15 protein-coding genes are annotated in these 19,038 nt (G+C 69.9%); 10 read left to right on the top strand and 5 right to left on the bottom strand.

All coding sequences use genetic code 11. The annotated features are described in order from the left end of the window. The first annotated feature begins 48 nt into the window (after positions 1-48). Positions 49-909, top strand: a complete 861-nt coding sequence (gene mutM, locus ACFVXA_RS20965) for a bifunctional DNA-formamidopyrimidine glycosylase/DNA-(apurinic or apyrimidinic site) lyase (RefSeq protein WP_390025974.1) — start codon at positions 49-51, stop codon at positions 907-909. Here the strand turns inward: mutM and ACFVXA_RS20960 are convergent. After that, a complete protein-coding gene (locus ACFVXA_RS20960; RefSeq protein WP_383740202.1) occupies positions 882-1,283 on the bottom strand; it encodes a winged helix-turn-helix transcriptional regulator in 402 nt (133 codons plus the stop codon). The genes mutM and ACFVXA_RS20960 overlap by 28 nt on opposite strands. A gap of 97 nt (positions 1,284-1,380) precedes the next feature. Here ACFVXA_RS20960 and ACFVXA_RS20955 point away from each other — a divergent pair, with 97 nt between their 5' ends. Continuing rightward, complete coding sequence (locus ACFVXA_RS20955) at positions 1,381-1,977, top strand: flavodoxin family protein (protein ID WP_384020034.1); 597 nt, start codon at positions 1,381-1,383, stop codon at positions 1,975-1,977. Between the two features lie 671 nt (positions 1,978-2,648). On the opposite strand, the gene ACFVXA_RS20950 is transcribed toward ACFVXA_RS20955, so the two are convergent. Beyond that, a complete protein-coding gene (locus ACFVXA_RS20950; RefSeq protein WP_390025972.1) occupies positions 2,649-3,623 on the bottom strand; it encodes a CAP domain-containing protein in 975 nt (324 codons plus the stop codon). 154 nt (positions 3,624-3,777) lie between these two features. Between ACFVXA_RS20950 and ACFVXA_RS20945 the strand changes: the two genes are divergently transcribed. From ACFVXA_RS20945 to ACFVXA_RS20930, 4 genes are all read left to right on the top strand, one after another. Next, entirely contained in the window at positions 3,778-4,059 is a 282-nt protein-coding gene (locus ACFVXA_RS20945; protein WP_362030532.1) for an acylphosphatase, read from the top strand. Positions 4,060-4,440: 381 nt separating this feature from the next. After that, positions 4,441-4,644: a hypothetical protein gene (locus ACFVXA_RS20940; RefSeq protein ID WP_028802434.1), complete on the top strand. Its 204-nt coding sequence runs from the start codon at positions 4,441-4,443 to the stop codon at positions 4,642-4,644. A 208-nt stretch (positions 4,645-4,852) separates the two neighbouring features. After that, positions 4,853-8,572, top strand: coding sequence for an AAA family ATPase (locus tag ACFVXA_RS20935; protein WP_390025970.1), 3,720 nt, complete (start codon positions 4,853-4,855; stop codon positions 8,570-8,572). Between the two features lie 342 nt (positions 8,573-8,914). After that, positions 8,915-10,333 carry a sugar porter family MFS transporter gene (locus tag ACFVXA_RS20930; protein WP_362030528.1) on the top strand — a complete coding sequence of 473 codons (1,419 nt, stop codon included), beginning with the start codon at positions 8,915-8,917 and terminating at the stop codon, positions 10,331-10,333. 86 nt (positions 10,334-10,419) lie between these two features. Here the strand turns inward: ACFVXA_RS20930 and ACFVXA_RS20925 are convergent, their stop codons facing one another. After that, a complete protein-coding gene (locus ACFVXA_RS20925; protein ID WP_390025968.1) occupies positions 10,420-11,409 on the bottom strand; it encodes an LLM class flavin-dependent oxidoreductase in 990 nt (329 codons plus the stop codon). A 48-nt stretch (positions 11,410-11,457) separates the two neighbouring features. Then, positions 11,458-12,930: a cytosine permease gene (locus ACFVXA_RS20920; RefSeq protein ID WP_383740187.1), complete on the bottom strand. Its 1,473-nt coding sequence runs from the start codon at positions 12,928-12,930 to the stop codon at positions 11,458-11,460. 130 nt (positions 12,931-13,060) lie between these two features. On the opposite strand from ACFVXA_RS20920, the gene ftsY reads away from it, so the two are divergent. Continuing rightward, positions 13,061-14,272 (top strand): signal recognition particle-docking protein FtsY, encoded by a 1,212-nt coding sequence (gene ftsY, locus ACFVXA_RS20915; protein WP_390025966.1) that lies wholly within the window; start codon positions 13,061-13,063, stop codon positions 14,270-14,272. A 165-nt stretch (positions 14,273-14,437) separates the two neighbouring features. Here ftsY and ACFVXA_RS20910 read toward each other — a convergent pair whose 3' ends face one another. Next, entirely contained in the window at positions 14,438-15,100 is a 663-nt protein-coding gene (locus tag ACFVXA_RS20910) for a bifunctional DNA primase/polymerase (protein ID WP_389756763.1), read from the bottom strand. Between the two features lie 447 nt (positions 15,101-15,547). Between ACFVXA_RS20910 and ACFVXA_RS20905 the strand changes: the two genes are divergently transcribed. From ACFVXA_RS20905 to ACFVXA_RS20895, 3 genes are all read left to right on the top strand, one after another. After that, a complete protein-coding gene (locus tag ACFVXA_RS20905; RefSeq protein WP_362030518.1) occupies positions 15,548-17,023 on the top strand; it encodes a hypothetical protein in 1,476 nt (491 codons plus the stop codon). A 334-nt stretch (positions 17,024-17,357) separates the two neighbouring features. Next, the gene (locus ACFVXA_RS20900) at positions 17,358-18,695 is read left to right on the top strand and encodes an ammonium transporter (protein WP_362030516.1); all 1,338 of its coding nucleotides are present in this window, start codon (positions 17,358-17,360) and stop codon (positions 18,693-18,695) included. Beyond that, positions 18,692-19,030 (top strand): P-II family nitrogen regulator, encoded by a 339-nt coding sequence (locus tag ACFVXA_RS20895; RefSeq protein ID WP_054235369.1) that lies wholly within the window; start codon positions 18,692-18,694, stop codon positions 19,028-19,030. Before ACFVXA_RS20900 ends, ACFVXA_RS20895 begins: the two co-directional genes overlap by 4 nt. Positions 19,031-19,038 lie beyond the last annotated feature (8 nt).

Here is a 19,038-nt window from a genome sequence, read left to right as displayed (position 1 = left end):
TACGCTGCGGGCGTCGCCCCCTGAAGCCCGCCCCTACGGAGGAGTCCCGTGCCCGAGTTGCCCGAGGTCGAAGTCGTGCGGCGGGGCCTGGAGCGCTGGGTCAGCGGGCGAGTGGTCAAGACGGTCGAGGTGCGGCATCCGCGGGCCGTGCGGCGGCATCTGGCGGGGCCCGAGGGCTTCGCGAAGGCGCTCGCCGGCCAGCGGGTCGGACCGGCCATGCGCCGGGGCAAGTACCTCTGGCTGCCGCTCGAAGACTCGCCGTACTCCGTGCTGGCGCACCTCGGAATGAGCGGTCAGCTCCTGGTGCGGCCGGAGGACGCCCCGGACGAGAAGCACCTGCGCATCCGCGTCCGCTTCGAGGACGACCAGGCGACCGAGCTGCGCTTTGTCGACCAGCGCACCTTCGGCGGACTCTCCCTGCACGAGAACACCCCGGACGGCCTGCCGGACGTCATCGCACACATCGCCCGCGACCCGCTGGACCCCCTGTTCGACGACGCCGCGTTCCACACGGCCCTGCGCGCCCGCCGTACGACGATCAAGCGCGCCCTGCTCGACCAGTCACTGATCAGCGGAGTCGGCAACATCTACGCCGACGAGGCGCTCTGGCGCTCCAAGCTGCACTACGAGCGCCCCACGGGCACCTTCACCAGGCCGCGCACCGCCGAGCTGCTCGGCCACATCCGCGACGTCATGAACGACGCCCTCGCCGCCGGCGGCACCAGCTTCGACAGCCTGTACGTCAACGTCAACGGGGAGTCCGGCTACTTCGACCGCTCGCTCGACGCTTACGGGCGCGAAGGCGAGCCCTGCCGTCGGTGCGGGACGCCGATGCGGCGGCGTGCCTGGATGAACCGGTCCAGCTACTTCTGCCCGAACTGTCAGAGGGCGCCGCGCGTCTCGTCGTAGCACCGGCGCGCTGTCAGCACGTCGTCCATGCGGCCCTCCACGAACTGGATGAGCGTCATCAGACGCTCGGCGACGTCGCGGCCGAGCGGGGTCAGTTCATAGTCCACGCGGGGCGGGTTCGTCGGCTGTGCCTCGCGATGCACGAGCCCGTCGCGCTCCAGCGCGTGCAGGGTCTGCGACAGCATCTTCTCGCTCACACCGTCGACGCGGCGGCGCAGCTCATTGAAGCGGAGAGAGCCCTCGTGCAGTGCGCCGAGGGTCAGTGCGCCCCAGCGCCCCGTCACGTGCTCCAGCGTGCCGCGCGAGGGGCAGGCCTTGGAGAACACGTCGTACGGGAGGTTCTGCTCCTCCGCGCACTCCTGCGTGATGGTCATGGGTCAAGCGTACGCGAACGCAGCGCTAACCGGGAGGTTGCACTAACTAGAAGTTAGTGCTTTCCTTTGGTCACCACCCCAGTCACAGGAGTCCATCGTGAGCACCCCCGTCATCTCCATCGCCTACCACTCCGGCTACGGCCACACCGCCGTCCTCGCCGAGGCCGTCCGCTCCGGCGCCGTCGAGGCCGGAGCCCAGGTCAACCTGGTGAAGGTCGACGAGATCACCGACGCGCAGTGGGAACTGCTCGACGCCTCGGACGCGATCGTCTTCGGTTCGCCCACCTACATGGGCACCGCGTCGGGCGCCTTCCATGTCTTCGCCGAGGCGACCTCGAAGCGCTGGTTCGGGCAGGACTGGAAGGACAAGCTCGCCGCCGGGTTCACCAACTCCGGTTCCAAGAGCGGCGACAAACTGCACACCCTGCAGTTCTTCCAGATCCTCGCCGCCCAGCACGGCATGAACTGGATCAACCTCGGCCTGCACCCCGGCTGGAACAGCAGCACCGCCTCCGAGCACGATCTCAACCGCCTCGGCGTCTTCGCCGGCGCCGCCGCCCAGACCAACGTCGACGAGGGCCCGGAGACCGTCCACAAGGCCGACATCGCCACCGCCGAGCACCTCGGCCGCCGGATCGCCGAGACGGCTCGGGTGTTCACGCTGGGGCGGGCGGCGGCCGAGGTGGCTGCGTAAGCGTTACGTCGGGGACCGGGTGAGCGGGTACCCCTGCGCTGCGTAAACGCTTACGCAAAGGCTTGCGTAAGCGTTTACGCAAACGCTTACGCGGCTGAGGTCAGGCCGGGCCGCCCGGGCCGGGCCTGGGCCTGGGCGTCGGCCGGCCCGGGCGGGCCTGGGCGTCTGGGGCGCTCGTGCGCCTGTCTGGGCTCTGCGCGTCACGGCGCCTGCGACCCTGCTGCGCGCCCGCGCCTCTGCCGGCGCGCCGGCGCCTCTGCCCGCGCGCCGGCGCCTACTGGTGCGCGCCCCCCTCCGCGTCCACGCCTGCCCACTGCCCACTGCCTACTGCCCACGCACCCGCGTTCGTGCCCAAGCCCTGCCGACTCGGCCTGCACGCCCGCGGCTGTGTCTGCGTGCCCGCGGCCCGGCCGCTAAGCCCGCGGCCGTCTCCGCGCGCGCCTGCCTACGGGCCGCGCCTACGCGCCTGCCGCGTCTGTGCCCGCGCGCCTACGCGCCTGCCGCGTCCGTGCGCACGGACGCGGCCCCGCCTCCGTGCCGGCGGACGCACCCCCGCCCCCGCGCCCGCGGACGCACCCCCGCCCCCGCGCGTCCACGAACAGGAAAAGGCCGCGTCCACCATTCCCGGTGGGCGCGGCCTTTTCTGGCTGTCGAGGGGGCGCGGCTGTCGCCTAGTAGCCGAAGTCCTGTGTCCACCAAGGGCCGCCCGAGCCGAAGTGCGCTCCGACGCCGAGGGTCTTGAAGTCGCAGTTCAGGATGTTGGCGCGGTGGCCGGGGCTGTTCATCCAGGCTTCCATGACCGCCGCGGCGGTGGCCTGGCCGCGGGCTATGTTCTCGCCGCCCAGGTTGGTGATCCCGGCCTTCGCCGCACGGTCCCAGGGGCTGAGGCCGCTCGGGTCGGTGTGGTCGAAGAAGCCGAGTGCGTCCATGTCCTCGCTGAAGGACTGGGCCAGGTCCGACAGGGCGCTGTTCGCCGCGACGGGGCTGCAACCCACCTTGGTCCGCTCCTGGTTGACCAGCTTGAGCACCTCGGCCTCGGCCGCGGCCTCGGCGGAGACCGTCACCGGGGCGCTGGTCTTCGGCGCCTTCGTGGCGGGCTTGGAGGGCTTCGGGTTCGGCTTCGTCCTGGTGGGCTCGGCGGTGGGCGTCTTCGACGCCGGCGCCGATGCCGACGGCTGTGTCGTCGGCGCGGCGGCGGAGGACGTCGCGGGGGCGGCCGAGGGCGAGGCCGAGCGGTCCGCGCCCCGGCTCGTCGACGTGTCGTCGCGCGAGTCCGCGCTGCCGGACGTGCCGCCCTGCTGGGTCTCGAGACTGGACGGAGAGCTCGCGGCCTGCACGTTGTCGGAGTTGTTGCTGCCGCCGCCGAGCGAGTAATTGTCGCTGCCGGGCAGCACGCCGGTCGCGACGGCGACCGTGCCGAGCGCCACGGCGGCGGAGACGCCGAGCAGACCCGTGCGTACGGGCGTCGCGCCCTTCCGCTTGCGGTGCGAGCGGGCAGCGGCGGTGGACGGCAGGTCGGCGACTGCGGCGTAGCCGTACAGATTCTCCGGACCGTAGCTGTCCGTCTGTGTCCCGTGCGTGTCCGTGACCCCGGTGGCGCGGCCAGTGGCGGCGCGGCCGGCGGCGGAGCGTCGGTGGCGTCCCATTTCCTGGGCCTTCCTCGATCTTGCGGTCAGCGATCCTCAGTCGAACCTCACTCGAAAGAGTGAGTTTCATATGAGACTCATTGGGTCGGGACGGTACCCCATGGCGCAAGGGGAGGATGTGCTCCGAGAGACATTGTCCGGTTAGCGTGCACCCATGAACGAGGTTGCACGGCTGGTCGTCTGGGTCCGCGGAAGGGTCCAGGGCGTGGGTTTCCGCTGGTTCACGCGGGCCAAGGCGCTGGAGATCGGCGGCCTGAGTGGTTTTGCTCTCAATTTGGACGACGGACGGGTCCAAGTGGTCGCGGAGGGCTCCCGCGACGGATGCCAGAGCCTGCTCGACTGGCTTCAGGGGGCCGACACACCCGGGCGGGTAGACGGAGTCACTGAGATCTGGGACACGCCCCGGGGGATCTACGACGACTTCGCCATCCGCTGACGGAGACCCGTGCGACGGCCCTGCTGGGAGGGTCAGGGCATGCCACCGGCACCTGCCGGAGGCAGAAATGACCTGGTGGTTGCCAAGAACGGCTCGTCATGGCAGGCTCCGCAGTTAAGGATGATCTCCACCGCCCTGAGGGCCCCGCAGGAGTCGCAGCGCAGCCGTTCCAGGGCCGCGCGACAGTGGGTTGCCCGCCAATACGGGGCGTGATCGTGTTGACCGTCAAACTTTTTGGTGAGACGCTGAAAGCCCCGCGCACCTTAGCTGTTTGGCATGTGGAACGGCAGCAGGACATCAGCAGTGTCAAGCATCGCGGGTGCGATTCCCTCACGACCCACACCGCTTCGGTCGGTCACTCAGTGTGGAGGACCATCCATCATGGCAAAGGCGCTTCTCGGTTACGTCGGCGGTTCCGACCCGCGACTCATCGCCGAGATGCGACGGCTCCAGCAGCGCGTACAGGACCTTGAATCCGAGCTTGTACGGATCCAGGCCGAGAACGACGCGCTCGCGGCTGCCGCTTCTCACGACTCGCTTCTCGAGAGCATCGACGTACCCCAGGCGGAGCCTGCGCTCACCTGATCACTGCACGCACAACGGCAGCAGTGGTTGGGCAGCCCCTATCAACCGCTAAGTTGTCAGATTTGCAAGGGACGCCTCTTCGGCGTCCCTTCTTTCTTTCCCCCGCGCATTGTTCGAGTCTCTTTAACGTGTGGTGTGCCCTGCACGTTCATGGGTGAAACCGCGCGTTCATGGAGTGAGACCGGCACGAAAGGTAGAGTCCGGCGGCGTGCACCTCAAGGCCCTGACCCTGCGCGGGTTCAAATCGTTCGCCTCGGCGACCACGCTGCGGTTCGAGCCGGGCATCACCTGTGTCGTGGGCCCCAACGGTTCGGGCAAGTCCAATGTCGTGGACGCGCTGAGCTGGGTCATGGGCGAGCAGGGGGCCAAGTCGCTGCGCGGCGGCAAGATGGAGGACGTCATCTTCGCCGGCACCACCGGGCGTCCGCCGCTCGGCCGGGCCGAGGTGTCCCTGACCATCGACAACTCCGACGGCGCGCTGCCCATCGAGTACGCCGAGGTCACCATCACGCGGATCATGTTCCGCAACGGCGGCAGCGAGTACCAGATCAACGGTGACACCTGCCGTCTCCTCGACATCCAGGAGCTGTTGTCGGACTCCGGCATCGGCCGCGAGATGCACGTCATCGTCGGCCAGGGCCAGCTCGACTCCGTCCTGCACGCCGATCCGATGGGCCGCCGCGCGTTCATCGAGGAGGCGGCGGGCGTCCTCAAACACCGCAAGCGCAAGGAGAAGGCGCTGCGGAAGCTGGACGCGATGCAGGCGAACCTCGCCCGCGTCCAGGACCTCACCGACGAACTGCGCCGCCAGCTCAAGCCACTGGGCCGGCAGGCCGCCGTCGCGCGCCGCGCAGCCGTCATCCAGGCCGACCTGCGCGACGCGCGCCTGCGTCTCCTCGCCGACGATCTCGTACGGCTCCGGGGGGCGCTCCAGGCCGAGATCGCCGACGAGGCCGCGCTCAAGGAACGCAAGGAAGCCGCCGAGTCCCAGCTGAAGAGGGCGCTGCAGCGGGAGGCTCTCCTGGAGGACGAGGTACGGCAACTGACGCCGCGTCTCCAGCGCGCCCAGCAGACCTGGTACGAGCTCTCGCAGCTCGCCGAGCGGGTGCGCGGCACGATCTCGCTGGCCGACGCGCGCGTGAAGAGCGCCACGTCGGTGCCCGCCGAGGAGCGGCGCGGACGCGACCCCGAGGACATGGAGCGCGAGGCCGCGCGGATCCGGGAGCAGGAGGCCGAGCTCGAAGCGGCCCTGGAAGCGGCCGAGCGCGCTTTGGAGGACACGGTCGCGCACCGCGCCGAGCTGGAGCGCGAGCTGACCGTCGAGGAGCGCCGACTCAAGGACGTGGCCCGCGCCATCGCCGACCGCCGCGAGGGCCTCGCCCGGCTCAGTGGCCAGGTCAACGCCGCCCGTTCCCGCGCCGCCTCCGCGCAGGCCGAGATCGACCGGCTCGCCTCCGCCCGTGACGAGGCCCAGGAACGCGCGGTCGTGGCCCAGGAGGAGTACGAGCAGCTGAAGGCCGAGGTCGACGGCCTGGACGCGGGCGACGCGGAACTGACCGAGCGGCACGAGGCGGCCAAGCGGGGGCTGGCCGAGGCGGAGGCCGTGCTGACGGCGGCCCGCGAGGCGACCACGGCGGCGGAACGCAAGCGTGCCGCGACCCAGGCCCGCCACGAGGCCCTCGCCCTCGGCCTGCGCCGCAAGGACGGGACGGGAGCGCTGCTCGGAGCGAAGGACCGGCTGACCGGACTGCTGGGGCCGGCGGCCGAACTGCTGTCGGTGACCCCCGGCTTCGAAGTTCCCCTGGCCGCCGCCTTCGGCGCGGCGGCGGACGCCATCGCGGTGACGACTCCGGCCTCGGCGGCCGAGGCCATCCGCCTGCTCCGCAAGCAGGACGCGGGACGGGCGGCGCTGCTGCTGGCGGGGGCACCGGAGGAGCGCGTGGCCGGCGCACCCGGCGACCGCACGGGCGGTGCGGCGGCCGGTGACGACCGCACGGGAGGTACGCCGGCCGCCGGTGGCGGTCGTGCGGACGGCTGGGCGGCAGACACCCAGGCCGGCCGAGCCGCCGGCGCCGGGGCGGCGGACGATGCCTACGGCGACGTACCCCGTCAAGCGCGCCAGGACGGCCCCCCGTACGCCGCCGAGCTCGTCCGGGGTCCCGCCGAGCTCATGCCCGCCGTGCGGCGGCTGCTGCGGGGGATCGTCGTCGTGGGGACGCTCGAAGACGCCGAGGATCTTGTCTACGCGCGGCCGGAGCTGACCGCTGTCACCGCTGAAGGGGACCTGCTGGGGGCGCACTTCGCGCACGGTGGGTCCGCCGGGGCGCCCAGTCTGCTGGAGGTGCAGGCGTCGGTCGACGAGGCGGCGGCCGAGCTCGCGGAACTCGCCGTACGGTGCGAGGAGCTGACCGAGGCGCAACGGCTCGCCTCCGAAGGCCGCAAGGAGCGGGCCGCGTCCGTCGAGGAGCTGGGGGAGCGGCGGCGGGCGGCGGAGCGGGAGAAGTCGGCCGTGGCGCAGCAGCTCGGGCGGCTGGCCGGACAGGCGCGCGGCGCCGCCGGGGAGGCCGAGCGGAGTACCGCCGCCGCCGCGCGGGCCCAGGAGGCACTCGACCGGGCCGTCGAAGAGGCCGAGGAACTGGCCGAACGGCTGGCCGTGGCCGAGGAGATGCCCGTCGAGGAGGAGCCCGACACCTCGGTGCGCGACCGGCTCGCCGCCGACGGCGCCAACGCGCGGCAGACCGAGATGGAGGCCCGTCTCCAGGTCCGTACGCACGAGGAGCGGGTCAAGGGGCTCGCGGGGCGGGCCGACGGACTCGACCGGGCCGCCCGTGCCGAACGCGAGGCACGCGCGCGTGCCGAGCAGCGCCGCGCCCGGCTGCGGCACGAGGCCGCGGTCGCCGAGGCCGTCGCCTCCGGTGCCCGGCAGTTGCTCGCGCACGTCGAGGTCTCGCTGGCGCGGGCCGACGAGGAGCGGGGCGCCGCCGAGAACGCCAAGACCCACCGGGAGCAGGCGCTCGGCGTCGCCCGGGGCGAGGGCCGCGACCTCAAGGCGGAGCTCGACAAGCTCACGGATTCGGTGCACCGCGGCGAGGTGCTCGGCGCCGAGAAGCGGCTGCGCATAGAGCAGCTGGAGTCGAAGGCGCTGGAGGAACTCGGTGTCGAACCGGCCGGGCTGGTGGCGGACTACGGTCCCGACCAGCTCGTGCCGCCCTCGCTCCCCGCCGAGGGCGAGGAACTGCCCGAGGACCCGGAGCACCCGCGCAACCAGCCCAGGCAGTTCCACCGTGCCGAGCAGGAGAAGCGGCTCAAGTCAGCCGAACGGGCGTACCAGCAGCTGGGCAAGGTCAACCCGCTCGCCCTGGAGGAGTTCGCCGCGCTGGAGGAGCGCCACAAATTCCTCAGCGAACAGCTCGAAGACCTCAAGAAGACGCGTGCCGATCTGCTTCAGGTGGTGAAGGAGGTCGACGAGCGCGTCGAGCAGGTCTTCACCGAGGCGTACCGGGACACGGCCCGGGAATTCGAGGGTGTCTTCAGCAGACTGTTCCCGGGAGGGGACGGGCGGCTGATCCTGACCGATCCCGACAACATGCTCACCACGGGTGTGGATGTGGAGGCCCGGCCTCCGGGCAAGAAGGTCAAGCGGCTGTCCCTGCTGTCCGGTGGGGAGAGGTCGCTCACCGCCGTCGCGCTCCTCGTGTCGATCTTCAAGGCGCGACCCAGTCCGTTCTATGTGATGGACGAGGTCGAGGCGGCGCTCGACGACACCAACCTGCAGCGGCTGATCCGGATCATGCAGGAGCTCCAGGAGGCCTCGCAGCTGATCGTGATCACGCACCAGAAGCGCACGATGGAGGTCGCCGACGCGTTGTACGGCGTCTCCATGCAGGGCGACGGTGTGTCGAAGGTCATCAGCCAGCGGTTGCGCTGAGGGTGGCAGCCCAGCGGTTGAGCTGAGGGGCGTCAGACGGGGGCGCCGCTGACATGGGTCGGTCGGGGTGCCGCTGACATGCGTCGGCTTGTCCCCCAGTTCTCGGGGTAGACGGACCAAGTCAGCTGAATGTCTTCAAGGCTTGAACGCAATCAAGCTACGGAGACCGCCAAAACTCACAGCAACCCGATATTGACTTCGAAACTTGAAGGCATAGGCTCTGCAACGTTGCTTTAACCTTCAGGTGGTGGGCGGCGAGAAGTTGTGCGCCACTGGAATCACCACCGAAGGGCTTGCCCCCACACCCCCGGCAGCGAGGCCGGGTGGCCCGAGGAGTTACACGTGACCAGCACCGCGCAGGCACCCCCACCAGGAGCCAGGACGGCTCATCCCGAACATCTCGGGCATGTCATCTTCATCGCGGCGGCGGCCGCGATGGGCGGCTTCCTCTTCGGTTACGACAGTGCCGTCATCAACGGAGCCGTCGAGGCCATCCGAAGCCGCTACGAAATCGGCTCCGGGACTCTGGCCCAGGTCATCGCCATCGCGCTGATCGGCTGCGCCATCGGCGCCGCGACCGCGGGTCGCATAGCCGACCGCATCGGGCGTATCCGCTGCATGCAGATCTCCGCCGTCCTCTTCACGGTCAGCGCCGTCGGTTCCGCGCTGCCCTTCGCGCTGTGGGACCTCGCCTTCTGGCGCATCATCGGCGGTTTCGCCATCGGTATGGCCTCCGTCATCGGCCCGGCCTACATCGCCGAGGTCTCGCCGGCCGCGTACCGCGGGCGCCTCGGCTCCTTCCAGCAGGCCGCGATCGTCATCGGCATCGCCGTCTCGCAGCTGGTCAACTGGGGCATCCTGAACGCCGCCGGCGGCGACCAGCGCGGCAAGCTCATCGGCCTGGAAGCCTGGCAGGTCATGCTCGGCGTCATGGTCGTCCCGGCCGTCCTCTACGGTCTGCTCTCCTTCGCGATCCCCGAGTCGCCGCGCTTCCTGATCTCCGCGGGCAAGCACGAGCGCGCCCGTACGGTGCTCAAGGAGGTCGAGGGCGACAAGATCGACCTGGACGCCCGCGTCGCCGAGATCGAGCTGGCCATGAAGCGCGAGCACAAGTCCACCTTCAAGGACCTGCTGGGCGGCAGCTTCTTCTTCAAGCCGATCGTCTGGGTCGGCATCGGGCTCTCGGTCTTCCAGCAGTTCGTCGGCATCAACGTCGCGTTCTACTACTCCTCGACGCTGTGGCAGTCGGTCGGCGTCGACCCCTCGGAGTCGTTCTTCTACTCGTTCACGACGTCGATCATCAACATCATCGGCACCGTGATCGCCATGATCTTCGTGGACCGGATCGGCCGTAGGCCGCTGGCCCTCATCGGTTCAGCCGGTATGGTCATCGGTCTCGGGCTCGAAGCGTGGGCGTTCTCGTTCAACCTCGTCGACGGCAAGCTGCCGGCGACCCAGGGCTGGGTCGCGCTGGTCGCCGCCCATGTCTTCGTCCTCTTCTTCGCCCTCTCCTGGGGTGTCGTGGTCTGGGTCTTCCTCGGCGAGATGTTCCCGAACCGGATCCGCGCCGCCGCGCTGGGCGTCGCCGCCTCCGCCCAGTGGATCGCCAACTGGGCCATCACCGCGAGCTTCCCGTCGCTGGCCGACTGGAACCTCTCCGGGACGTACATCATCTACACGGTGTTCGCCGCGCTCTCCATCCCCTTCGTGCTCAAGTTCGTGAAGGAGACCAAGGGCAAGACACTGGAGGAGATGGGCTGACCCCACCCCCTCCCCGAAGCTCGGGGAGAAGGGCCAAGTCCCCGCTGCCCCTCTCCTCGTACTCGTAAGAGGCGTACTGCCCCGGTTCAGCCCTCGGTTCCTTCGAGGGCCTTGAGCCGGGGCAGTACGTTTTCGCAGAAGAGATGCAGACTGCGCCAGCCCTCGTCGATCGGCATCCCGCCGGACAGCGGATGCAGCACGAAGTTGTCCAGCCCCTGTTCCACACACCCGTCGGGCGTGAGGATCCGGTAGACCCCCTCGGCGCGCAGCTCGTCGACCGTCGTGGCCGCCGACTTCACCGCCGAGCGGATGTCGCCGGACTGCCAGGAGGCGTACGTCCGCGCCTCGTGCAGGAAGTGACCGCCGTACTCGGCCCACGCCCGGTCCGGGTCCTCGGCGATGTGCAGCAGCGGGGTCTCGGCGGACGGCATCATGGTCCAGCCCTCGGTGCCGTACTCGGTGAGCCGCTCCTTGTAGTACGCCTCCAGCTCCGGCAGATGCGCGCTCGGGAAGAACGGCAGCCCGAGCCGGGCGGCGCGCCGGGCCGCCGCCCGGGACGAACCGCCGACCAGCAGCAGCGGGTGCGGATCCGAGAAGGGGCGCGGGGTGACCCGTACCGTACGGCCCCGGTAGGTGAACTCCTCGCCGGTCCACGCCTTCAGCACCGTCTCGAGGAGCTCGTCCTGGAGCTTGCCGCGCCGCTTCCAGTCGACGTCGAAGAGGGCGTACTCCTCCGGCCGGTAGCCGATTCCGGCCACCGTGACGAGCCGTCCGCCGCTGAGCAGATCGAGTACGGCGATGTCCTCGGCGAGGCGCAGCGGGTCGTGCAGCGGGCCGATGACCGCCGAGACGGTGACCGCGATGTGCCGGGTCGCGCCGAAGACAGCCCCCGCGAAGGCGAACGGCGACGGCAGCCAGTTGTTGGCGACGCCGTGGTGCTCCTCGGTCTGCACGGTGGTGAGGCCGCGGTCGTCGGCGTACGCGGCCATCTCGACCGCTGCCTTGTAGCGGGCACTGAGCGACGCGGGGGTGGCGTCGGGGTCAACGAGGTTGAAGCGTACGACGGTTACGGGCATGGGAGGGTCCCCCTTCGGGTTTGAAGGGGGACGGTAGCTGACGGTGCGTCAGACAGCCAGAGTGGCGGGCTCTTTGGCGGATTCGGGCTGCTCGGTCGCGGCCACCGCGGGCTTCGGCAGAACCACGTACAGCAGGAAGGAGACCACGATCGTCGCCACCCAGCCGAGGCCGTACTCCCCGACGGGGTTGTTCTTCGCCAGCGGGCCCGTGAACCAGTCGGACGTCGTGAACATCAGACCGCCGGCCAGACCCACCGCCCAGGCCACGACGGCGGCCGGGCTGAAGCCGCCCCGGTACCAATAGGCGCTGGTGCGCGTGGTGTCGAGCAGGGCCTTCGCGTCGTACTCCGTGCGGCGCAGCATGTCCGCGCCGAAGACGCCGGCCCATGCCGAAAAGGCGACCGCGAGCAGCGACAGGAAGGCGATGAACGAGCCCATGAAGCTCGTCGCGAGCAGCATCAGGACACCGCCGAGGACCAGCGAGATCGCGGCGTTGACGGAAACCGCCCAGTGGCGCGGCACCTTGAAGCCGAGTGTCTGCGCGGTGAAGCCCGCCGAGTACATCGACATCGAGTTGATCAGCAGCATGCCCACCAGGGCGATGAGCAGATACGGCACCGCGATCCACAGCGGCAGGATCTTGCCGAGGAAGGAGACCGGGTCGGCGGCCGAGGCCAGGTCCGGCGTGGAGACCGCCATGACCGCGCCCATCAGGACCATGGGCAGTACGACGATGCCGGCGCCGCCGATCGAATTGCGCACGATCGCCGCGGACGACGCCGTACGCGGCAGATAGCGCGTGAAGTCGGGGGAGGAGGGAACCCAGCTGATGCCGCCCGCGGCGATCAGCCCGGCGCCCGTGATCATCAGGGAGGTCGGACCAGCCGACTGGCCGAAGACCTTGCCCCAGTCCGTGTCCACGATCAGATAGCCGAGGACGAGGACCGAGAAGGCGCCGAAGAGGTACGCCGCCCACTTGTTGCACTTCTGGACGGCGTTGATGCCGAGGCCCGAGATCGCGAACGTCGTGACGACGAAGAGCAGCAGCGTCACGATCACCAGGAGCGTGTTGCTCTTGATGCCGAAGAGGATGTCCAGGACGGTGAGCAGCGCGTAGGCGCCGGTCACGGCGTTGATCGTCTCCCAGCCCCAGCGGGCGATCCAGATCAGCGAGCCGGGCAGCAGGTTCCCGCGCTGGCCGAAGACCGCCCGCGACAGGGCCATACCGGGGGCGCCACCGCGCTTGCCCGCGATGCCTGTCAGGCCGACCAGGCCGTACGACACGATCGGCGCCGCGACACCGACGACGAGGGCCTGCCAGAAGTTGAGGCCGAACGACACGGCCAGGGTCGCGCCCATGGTCAGCAGCAGGACACTGATGTTGGCGGCGACCCAGGTGGGGAAGAGGTCGCGGGTTCTCGCGGTGCGTTCGGAGTGGGGGACGGGCTCTATGCCGCGGGTTTCGAGAGGGCTGTCGGCAGGGGCCTGGAGGGCGCCATCGGAGGGCTCGGTGGTGCTCATGACGAAACATCGTACTTTATGACGATAGGTGACCTCCAGGCGTTTATGTCCCTTGGAGGAAGCTACGGAATGCGCGCCGCGGGAAGGATTCTGCCTGCCGGGGCGGGGATGGCTGATACTGGGGGACGTTATGGAAACCGTCATCCTTGCTGTAGTCATCGCCGTGGTCGTGATCGGCGCGCTCGGCGGGCTCGTCATCGGCAGTCGCAAGCGGAAGCAGCTGCCGCCGCCGCCCCCCGCCGCCCCCGACATCACCGCCCCTCCGGCCGAGCCGCACGTCGGGGACGAGGCCGAGGCCCCGCACGACGAACCGCGCCGCGCGATCGAGGAGGTGGATCTCCCGCCCGCCTCGGCGACCGCTCCGGTCGTCGTCGAGGAGCCCACGCCGGCCGTCGAGGCCCCCGGGATCGAGGTCCCCGAGCCGACCGCCGGGCGCCTCGTGCGCCTGCGCGCCCGGCTCTCCCGCTCACAGAACGCGCTCGGAAAGGGCCTGCTCACGCTGCTCTCGCGCGAGCACCTCGACGAGGACACCTGGGAGGAGATCGAGGACACGCTGCTCACCGCCGACGTCGGCGTGCAGCCCACCCAGGAGCTGGTCGAGCGGCTGCGTGAGCGCGTGAAGGTGCTCGGCACGCGCACGCCGGAGGAGCTGCGCGGCCTGCTGCGCGAGGAGCTGCTCACGCTCCTCGTCCCCGAGTTCGACCGCGAGGTCAAGACCGACTCGAACCTCGACACCCCGGGCATCGTGATGGTCGTCGGAGTCAACGGCACCGGCAAGACCACCACCACCGGCAAGCTCGCGCGCGTGCTCGTCGCCGACGGCAAGCACGTCGTCCTGGGTGCCGCCGACACCTTCCGCGCCGCCGCCGCCGACCAGCTGCAGACCTGGGGCGAGCGCGTGGGCGCCCGCACCGTGCGCGGTCCCGAGGGCGGCGACCCCGCCTCGATCGCCTTCGACGCGGTCAAGGAGGGCATCGAGGAGGGTGCCGACGCCGTCCTCATCGACACCGCGGGCCGTCTCCACACCAAGACCGGCCTCATGGACGAGCTCGGCAAGGTCAAGCGCGTCGTCGAGAAGCACGCGCCGCTGGACGAGGTGCTGCTCGTGCTCGACGCGACCACCGGCCAGAACGGCCTGGTCCAGGCGCGCGTCTTCGCCGAGGTCGTCGACATCACCGGCATCGTGCTGACCAAGCTCGACGGCACCGCCAAGGGCGGCATCGTCATCGCCGTGCAGCGCGAGCTGGGCGTGCCGGTCAAGCTGGTGGGCCTCGGTGAGGGCGCGGACGATCTGGCCCCGTTCGAGCCGGAGGCGTTCGTTGACGCCCTTATCGGAGAGTGATCACCTACGCATATCCGTAGGTGCCCGGACGAGCCCGCTCCCGCCTGACATCAGAGGTGCTCGAAGAAGCTCCCGTCCGGCATCGGAAGTGCTCGAAGAAGCGCCCGCCCCCAAGGTGCAGTTGGGGAGCGGGCGCTTCGCCATGTGGGCCCATGGCGGTGACGGCTAGGCGCGCGACCGGTGCGCCACGTACGCCAGCGTGCCCAGCAGCAGCCGCGCCTGCGGCGGCTTCGTCGCGGTGTCGAGGGCGGGGGAGCGCAGCCAGCGGACCGGGCCGAGGCCGCCTCGGTCGGAGGGCGGGGCCGTGACATACGTGCCGGGCCCCAGGCCGTGCAGGTCGAGGGACGCGTCGTCCCAGCCCATCCGGTAGAGCAGCTGGGGGAGCTCGGCCGCGGAGCCGGGGGCGACGAAGAAGTGGGCGCGGCCGTCCGGGGTGGCCGTGACCGGCCCGAGCGGGAGCCCCATGCGTTCGAGGCGGACGAGTGCGCGGCGCCCGGCGGCCTCGGCGACCTCGATCACGTCGAACGCGCGGCCGACCGGCAGCATCACCGCGGCCCCCGGGAACTCGCCCCAGGTCTCGGTCACTTCGTCGAGCGTGGCACCGGCCGGGATCGCCGGAGCGAAGTCCAGCGGGTGCGCACCCGGCGTGGGACAGCCGGCCTCGCCGCAGGAGCAGGCCCCGGCGGCGGCCCGGGCGCCCGGGACCACGTCCCAGCCCCACAGTCCGGTGAACTCGGCCACGGCGGTGCACTCCGAGGAGCGGCCGCGGCGTCGTGAGCCGGGCCGGATTTCGCGCATCCCCCGACTGCTGCCGATCGTGAAGCCCATGCCCCCTCCAACGGGTCCGACGCACCGGTGGTTACGTGGCGGAATCGGAATGTGACCCTCTGCTCCCGACTTCCCCGTGTCGCCCGGTCCAGACGGCGCTCTGTGGTGCCCCGAGTGGTGCGCTCGGCTGCGCGCGCCCCGGTGCACACCGCTCCGCCCACTTCCGGCCGACATGTGTCAAGTGAATCGCGCGCAGGCGACACGGAGTTCATTCGAAGGGGTGGCGAATGGTGGCGTTTCCGGGATCGCCATGGCTGGACGGGTGATCGTAGGATTACTTTGAGTGCACGAGTCCTGAGGATGTGTGCACTCGTGGGTATGCCAAGGGCAAGTCGGCTTCCCGTTCGAAGGGTGAGAACTGCCGGACGCGCAGCCGTATTTACCGGCATTCTGATAGGGCTTGGGCGCACGCAGCGTGCAAGTGGTCTCAGGGATGGGGGCGTTCCAGTGGGCGGCAACGGCGGAAGCGGGATCAACGCTGACAAGCGCCCCAACGAGCTGCTCGGCTCGTGGTTCGTGCGCAGCGGCTGGTCCAAGGGTGAGCTCGCACGGCAAGTGAACCGCAGGGCCCGTCAGTTGGGGGCCAACCACATCTCCACCGACACCTCGCGGGTTCGCCGCTGGCTGGACGGGGAGAACCCGCGCGAGCCGATCCCGCGGATCCTGTCCGAGCTGTTCTCCGAGCGTTTCGGCTGCGTCGTCGCCGTCGAGGACCTCGGTCTGCGCGCCGCCCATCAGTCACCGTCCGTGTCCGGCGTCGACCTGCCCTGGACGGGCCCGGGAACCGTCGCGCTGATCAGCGAGTACTCGCGCAGCGACCTGATGCTCGCGCGCCGCGGCTTCCTCGGCAGCTCACTGGCCCTGTCCGCGGGACCTGCCCTCATCGAGCCCATGCAGCGCTGGCTCGTTCCGTCGCCCACCCCGCCCCGCGAGGAGCCCGAGCCGGCCGCCTCCGCGCGCCGCGGCCACCGGCTCTCCACACCGGAGCTGGACCTCCTGGAGTCCACCACCGTCATGTTCCGGCAGTGGGACGCCCAGTGCGGCGGCGGTCTGCGCCGCAAGGCGGTGGTCGGCCAGCTGCACGAGGTGACGGATCTGCTCCAGGAACCGCAGCCCGCCGCGACCAACAAGCGCCTGTTCAAGGTCGCCGCCGAACTCGCCGAGCTGGCGGGCTGGATGAGCTACGACGTGGGGCTCCAGCCCACCGCGCAGAAGTACTTCGTGCTCGCTCTGCACGCGGCCAAGGAAGCGGGCGACAAGCCGCTCGGTTCGTACATCCTCTCCAGCATGAGCCGCCAGATGATCCACCTCGGCCGGCCCGACGACGCGCTCGAACTCATCCACCTCGCGCAGTACGGAAGCCGCGACTGCGCGAGCCCGCGCACCCAGTCCATGCTGTATGCGATGGAGGCCCGCGCCTACGCCAACATGGGCCAGCCCGGAAAGTGCAAGCGGGCCGTCCGGATGGCCGAGGACACCTTCGCCGACGTCCACGAGTGGGACGACCCGGACCCCGACTGGATCCGCTTCTTCTCGAAGGCCGAGCTGTACGGCGAGAACTCGCACTCCTACCGTGACCTCGCCTATGTCGCCGGACGCAGTCCCACGTACGCCTCCCTGGCCGAGCCCGTGATGCAGCAGGCCGTCGACCTCTTCGGCAAGGACCCCGAGCACCAGCGTTCGTACGCACTGAACCTCATCGGCATGGCCACGGTGCATCTTCTCCAGCGCGAGCCCGAGCGGTGCGCCGAGCTGGCCAAGGACGCCATGACGTACGCCAAGAAGGTGCGCTCCGAGCGAGTGAACACTCGTATTCGAAAGACGGTCGACACGGCGGTCCGTGAATTCGGGGACCTCGCCGAGGTCGTCGACCTCACCGACCAGCTCGCCGTCCACCTGCCCGAGACCGCCGAGGCGGTCTGACCCGGCCGCGAAGCGGCCCCCGCCCAGTACGCCGGCCGCGGCCGGTCGTCCCGAACTGCCCGACTCGGCTCCCCCATGCCAGGTCATCGGACGACCAGCCGTGGCCGGTTTGGTTACCTTCGAAGAAGGTTGCGCCACCATAACGATCGCTCGGCCCGGTATCAGGCAGTTCATGGACGCGTAACACGCAGGACCTCTTCGTCACTACGGCGAAACATCGAGGGGCGTCGACGGAAACCGCGCTGCGCCAATCTCATGGCGCATAACCGGCCCACCCCTCACGCCCACTCAGGCTTCGCCCGCACGGGGCCGTACCAACGACGAGGAGACGCCGATGGCACCAGCCATCACCCTTGCCGCAGAGGCACCCAAGCTGTCTGCCGCCAACACAGGGTTCATGCTCATCTGTTCCGCCCTGGTGCTGATCATGACGCCCGGCCTGGCCTTCTTCTACGGAGGCATGGTCCGCGTCAAGAGCACCCTGAACATGCTCATGATGAGCTTCATCAGCATGGGCATCGTCACCATCCTGTGGGTGCTGTACGGCTTCTCCCTCGCCTTCGGCACCGACAGGGGCTCGCTCATCGGCTGGACCTCCGACTTCGTCGGATTCAGCGGCATCGGCAAGGTGGAGCTGTGGAGCGGGTACACCATCCCGATCTACGTCTTCGCCGTCTTCCAGCTGATGTTCGCGATCATCACGCCCGCCCTGATAAGCGGCGCGCTCGCGGACCGCGTGAAGTTCACGGCGTGGTCCCTGTTCATCGCGCTGTGGGCCACGGTCGTGTACTTCCCCGTCGCGCACTGGGTGTGGGGCACCGGCGGCTGGGCGTTCGACCTCGGCGTGATCGACTTCGCGGGCGGTACGGCGGTCCACATCAACGCGGGTGCCGCGGCGCTCGGCGTGATCCTCGTCATCGGTAAGCGTGTGGGCTTCAAGAAGGACCCGATGCGGCCGCACAGCCTCCCGCTGGTCATGCTCGGCTGCGGTCTGCTGTGGTTCGGCTGGTTCGGCTTCAACGCCGGCTCGTGGCTCGGCAACGACGACGGTGTCGGCGCGCTGATGTTCCTCAACACGCAGATCGCCACCGCCGCTGCGATGCTTGCCTGGCTGGCCTACGAGAAGATCCGGCACGGCGCGTTCACCACGCTCGGCGCCGCCTCCGGCGCGGTCGCGGGCCTCGTCGCGATCACCCCGTCCGGTGGTGCGGTCTCCCCGCTCGGCGCGATCGCCGTCGGCGTCATCGCCGGTGTCCTGTGCGCCATGGCCGTCGGCCTGAAGTACCGCTTCAACTACGACGACTCCCTCGACGTCGTCGGTGTCCACCTCGTCGGCGGTGTCGTGGGCTCCCTGCTCATCGGCTTCTTCGCCAGCGGCGGCGGCCAGTCCGACGTCCAGGGCCTCTTCTACGGAGGCGGTCTGACCCAGTTCTGGAAGCAGTGCGCCGGTGTCTTCGCCGTCCTCGCCTACTCGCTCATCGCCTCCGCGATCCTCGCCTTCCTGATCGACAAGACGATCGGGATGCGGGTCAGCGAGGACGAGGAGATCGCGGGCATCGACCAGGCCGAGCACGCCGAGACCGCATACGACTTCAGCGGCGCGGGTGGCGGCGTCGTCGGGGCCGCCGTTTCCGCCCTCGCGGGCACGGAGAGCAAGAAGGTGGACGCATGAAGCTCATCACCGCCGTCGTGAAGCCCCACCGGCTCGACGAGATCAAGGAGGCCCTCCAGGCCTTCGGGGTGCACGGTCTGACGGTCACCGAGGCCAGCGGCTACGGTCGGCAGAGGGGACACACCGAGGTCTACCGTGGTGCCGAGTACACGGTCGACCTGGTCCCCAAGATCCGCATCGAGGTGCTGGCCGAGGACGACGACGCCGAACAGCTGATCGACGTCGTCGTGAAGGCGGCCCGCACCGGCAAGATCGGTGACGGCAAGGTGTGGTCCATCCCGGTCGAGACCGCCGTTCGGGTCCGGACCGGCGAGCGCGGCCCGGACGCGCTCTAACCGGACCC

The organism is Streptomyces sp. NPDC058246, from assembly GCF_042881985.1.
GTDB lineage: Bacteria > Actinomycetota > Actinomycetes > Streptomycetales > Streptomycetaceae > Streptomyces.
The sequence above is the reverse complement of the archived record's forward strand: the minus strand, read 5'-3'. Positions and strand labels throughout refer to the sequence as shown.

Bases quoted from the DNA above. Each gene is read 5' to 3' on its own strand.
- ACFVXA_RS20950 (WP_390025972.1), bottom strand. From the start codon at position 3,623: ATGGGACGCCACCGACGCTCCGCCGCCGGCCGCGCCGCCACTGGCCGC.
- ACFVXA_RS20925 (WP_390025968.1), bottom strand. From the start codon at position 11,409: ATGCCCGTAACCGTCGTACGCTTCAACCTCGTTGACCCCGACGCCACC.
- ACFVXA_RS20945 (WP_362030532.1), top strand. From the start codon at position 3,778: ATGAACGAGGTTGCACGGCTGGTCGTCTGGGTCCGCGGAAGGGTCCAG.
- ftsY (WP_390025966.1), top strand. From the start codon at position 13,061: ATGGAAACCGTCATCCTTGCTGTAGTCATCGCCGTGGTCGTGATCGGC.
- ACFVXA_RS20900 (WP_362030516.1), top strand. From the start codon at position 17,358: ATGGCACCAGCCATCACCCTTGCCGCAGAGGCACCCAAGCTGTCTGCC.
- ACFVXA_RS20910 (WP_389756763.1), bottom strand. From the start codon at position 15,100: ATGGGCTTCACGATCGGCAGCAGTCGGGGGATGCGCGAAATCCGGCCC.
- ACFVXA_RS20960 (WP_383740202.1), bottom strand. From the start codon at position 1,283: ATGACCATCACGCAGGAGTGCGCGGAGGAGCAGAACCTCCCGTACGAC.
- ACFVXA_RS20895 (WP_054235369.1), top strand. From the start codon at position 18,692: ATGAAGCTCATCACCGCCGTCGTGAAGCCCCACCGGCTCGACGAGATC.
- ACFVXA_RS20920 (WP_383740187.1), bottom strand. From the start codon at position 12,930: ATGAGCACCACCGAGCCCTCCGATGGCGCCCTCCAGGCCCCTGCCGAC.
- ACFVXA_RS20940 (WP_028802434.1), top strand. From the start codon at position 4,441: ATGGCAAAGGCGCTTCTCGGTTACGTCGGCGGTTCCGACCCGCGACTC.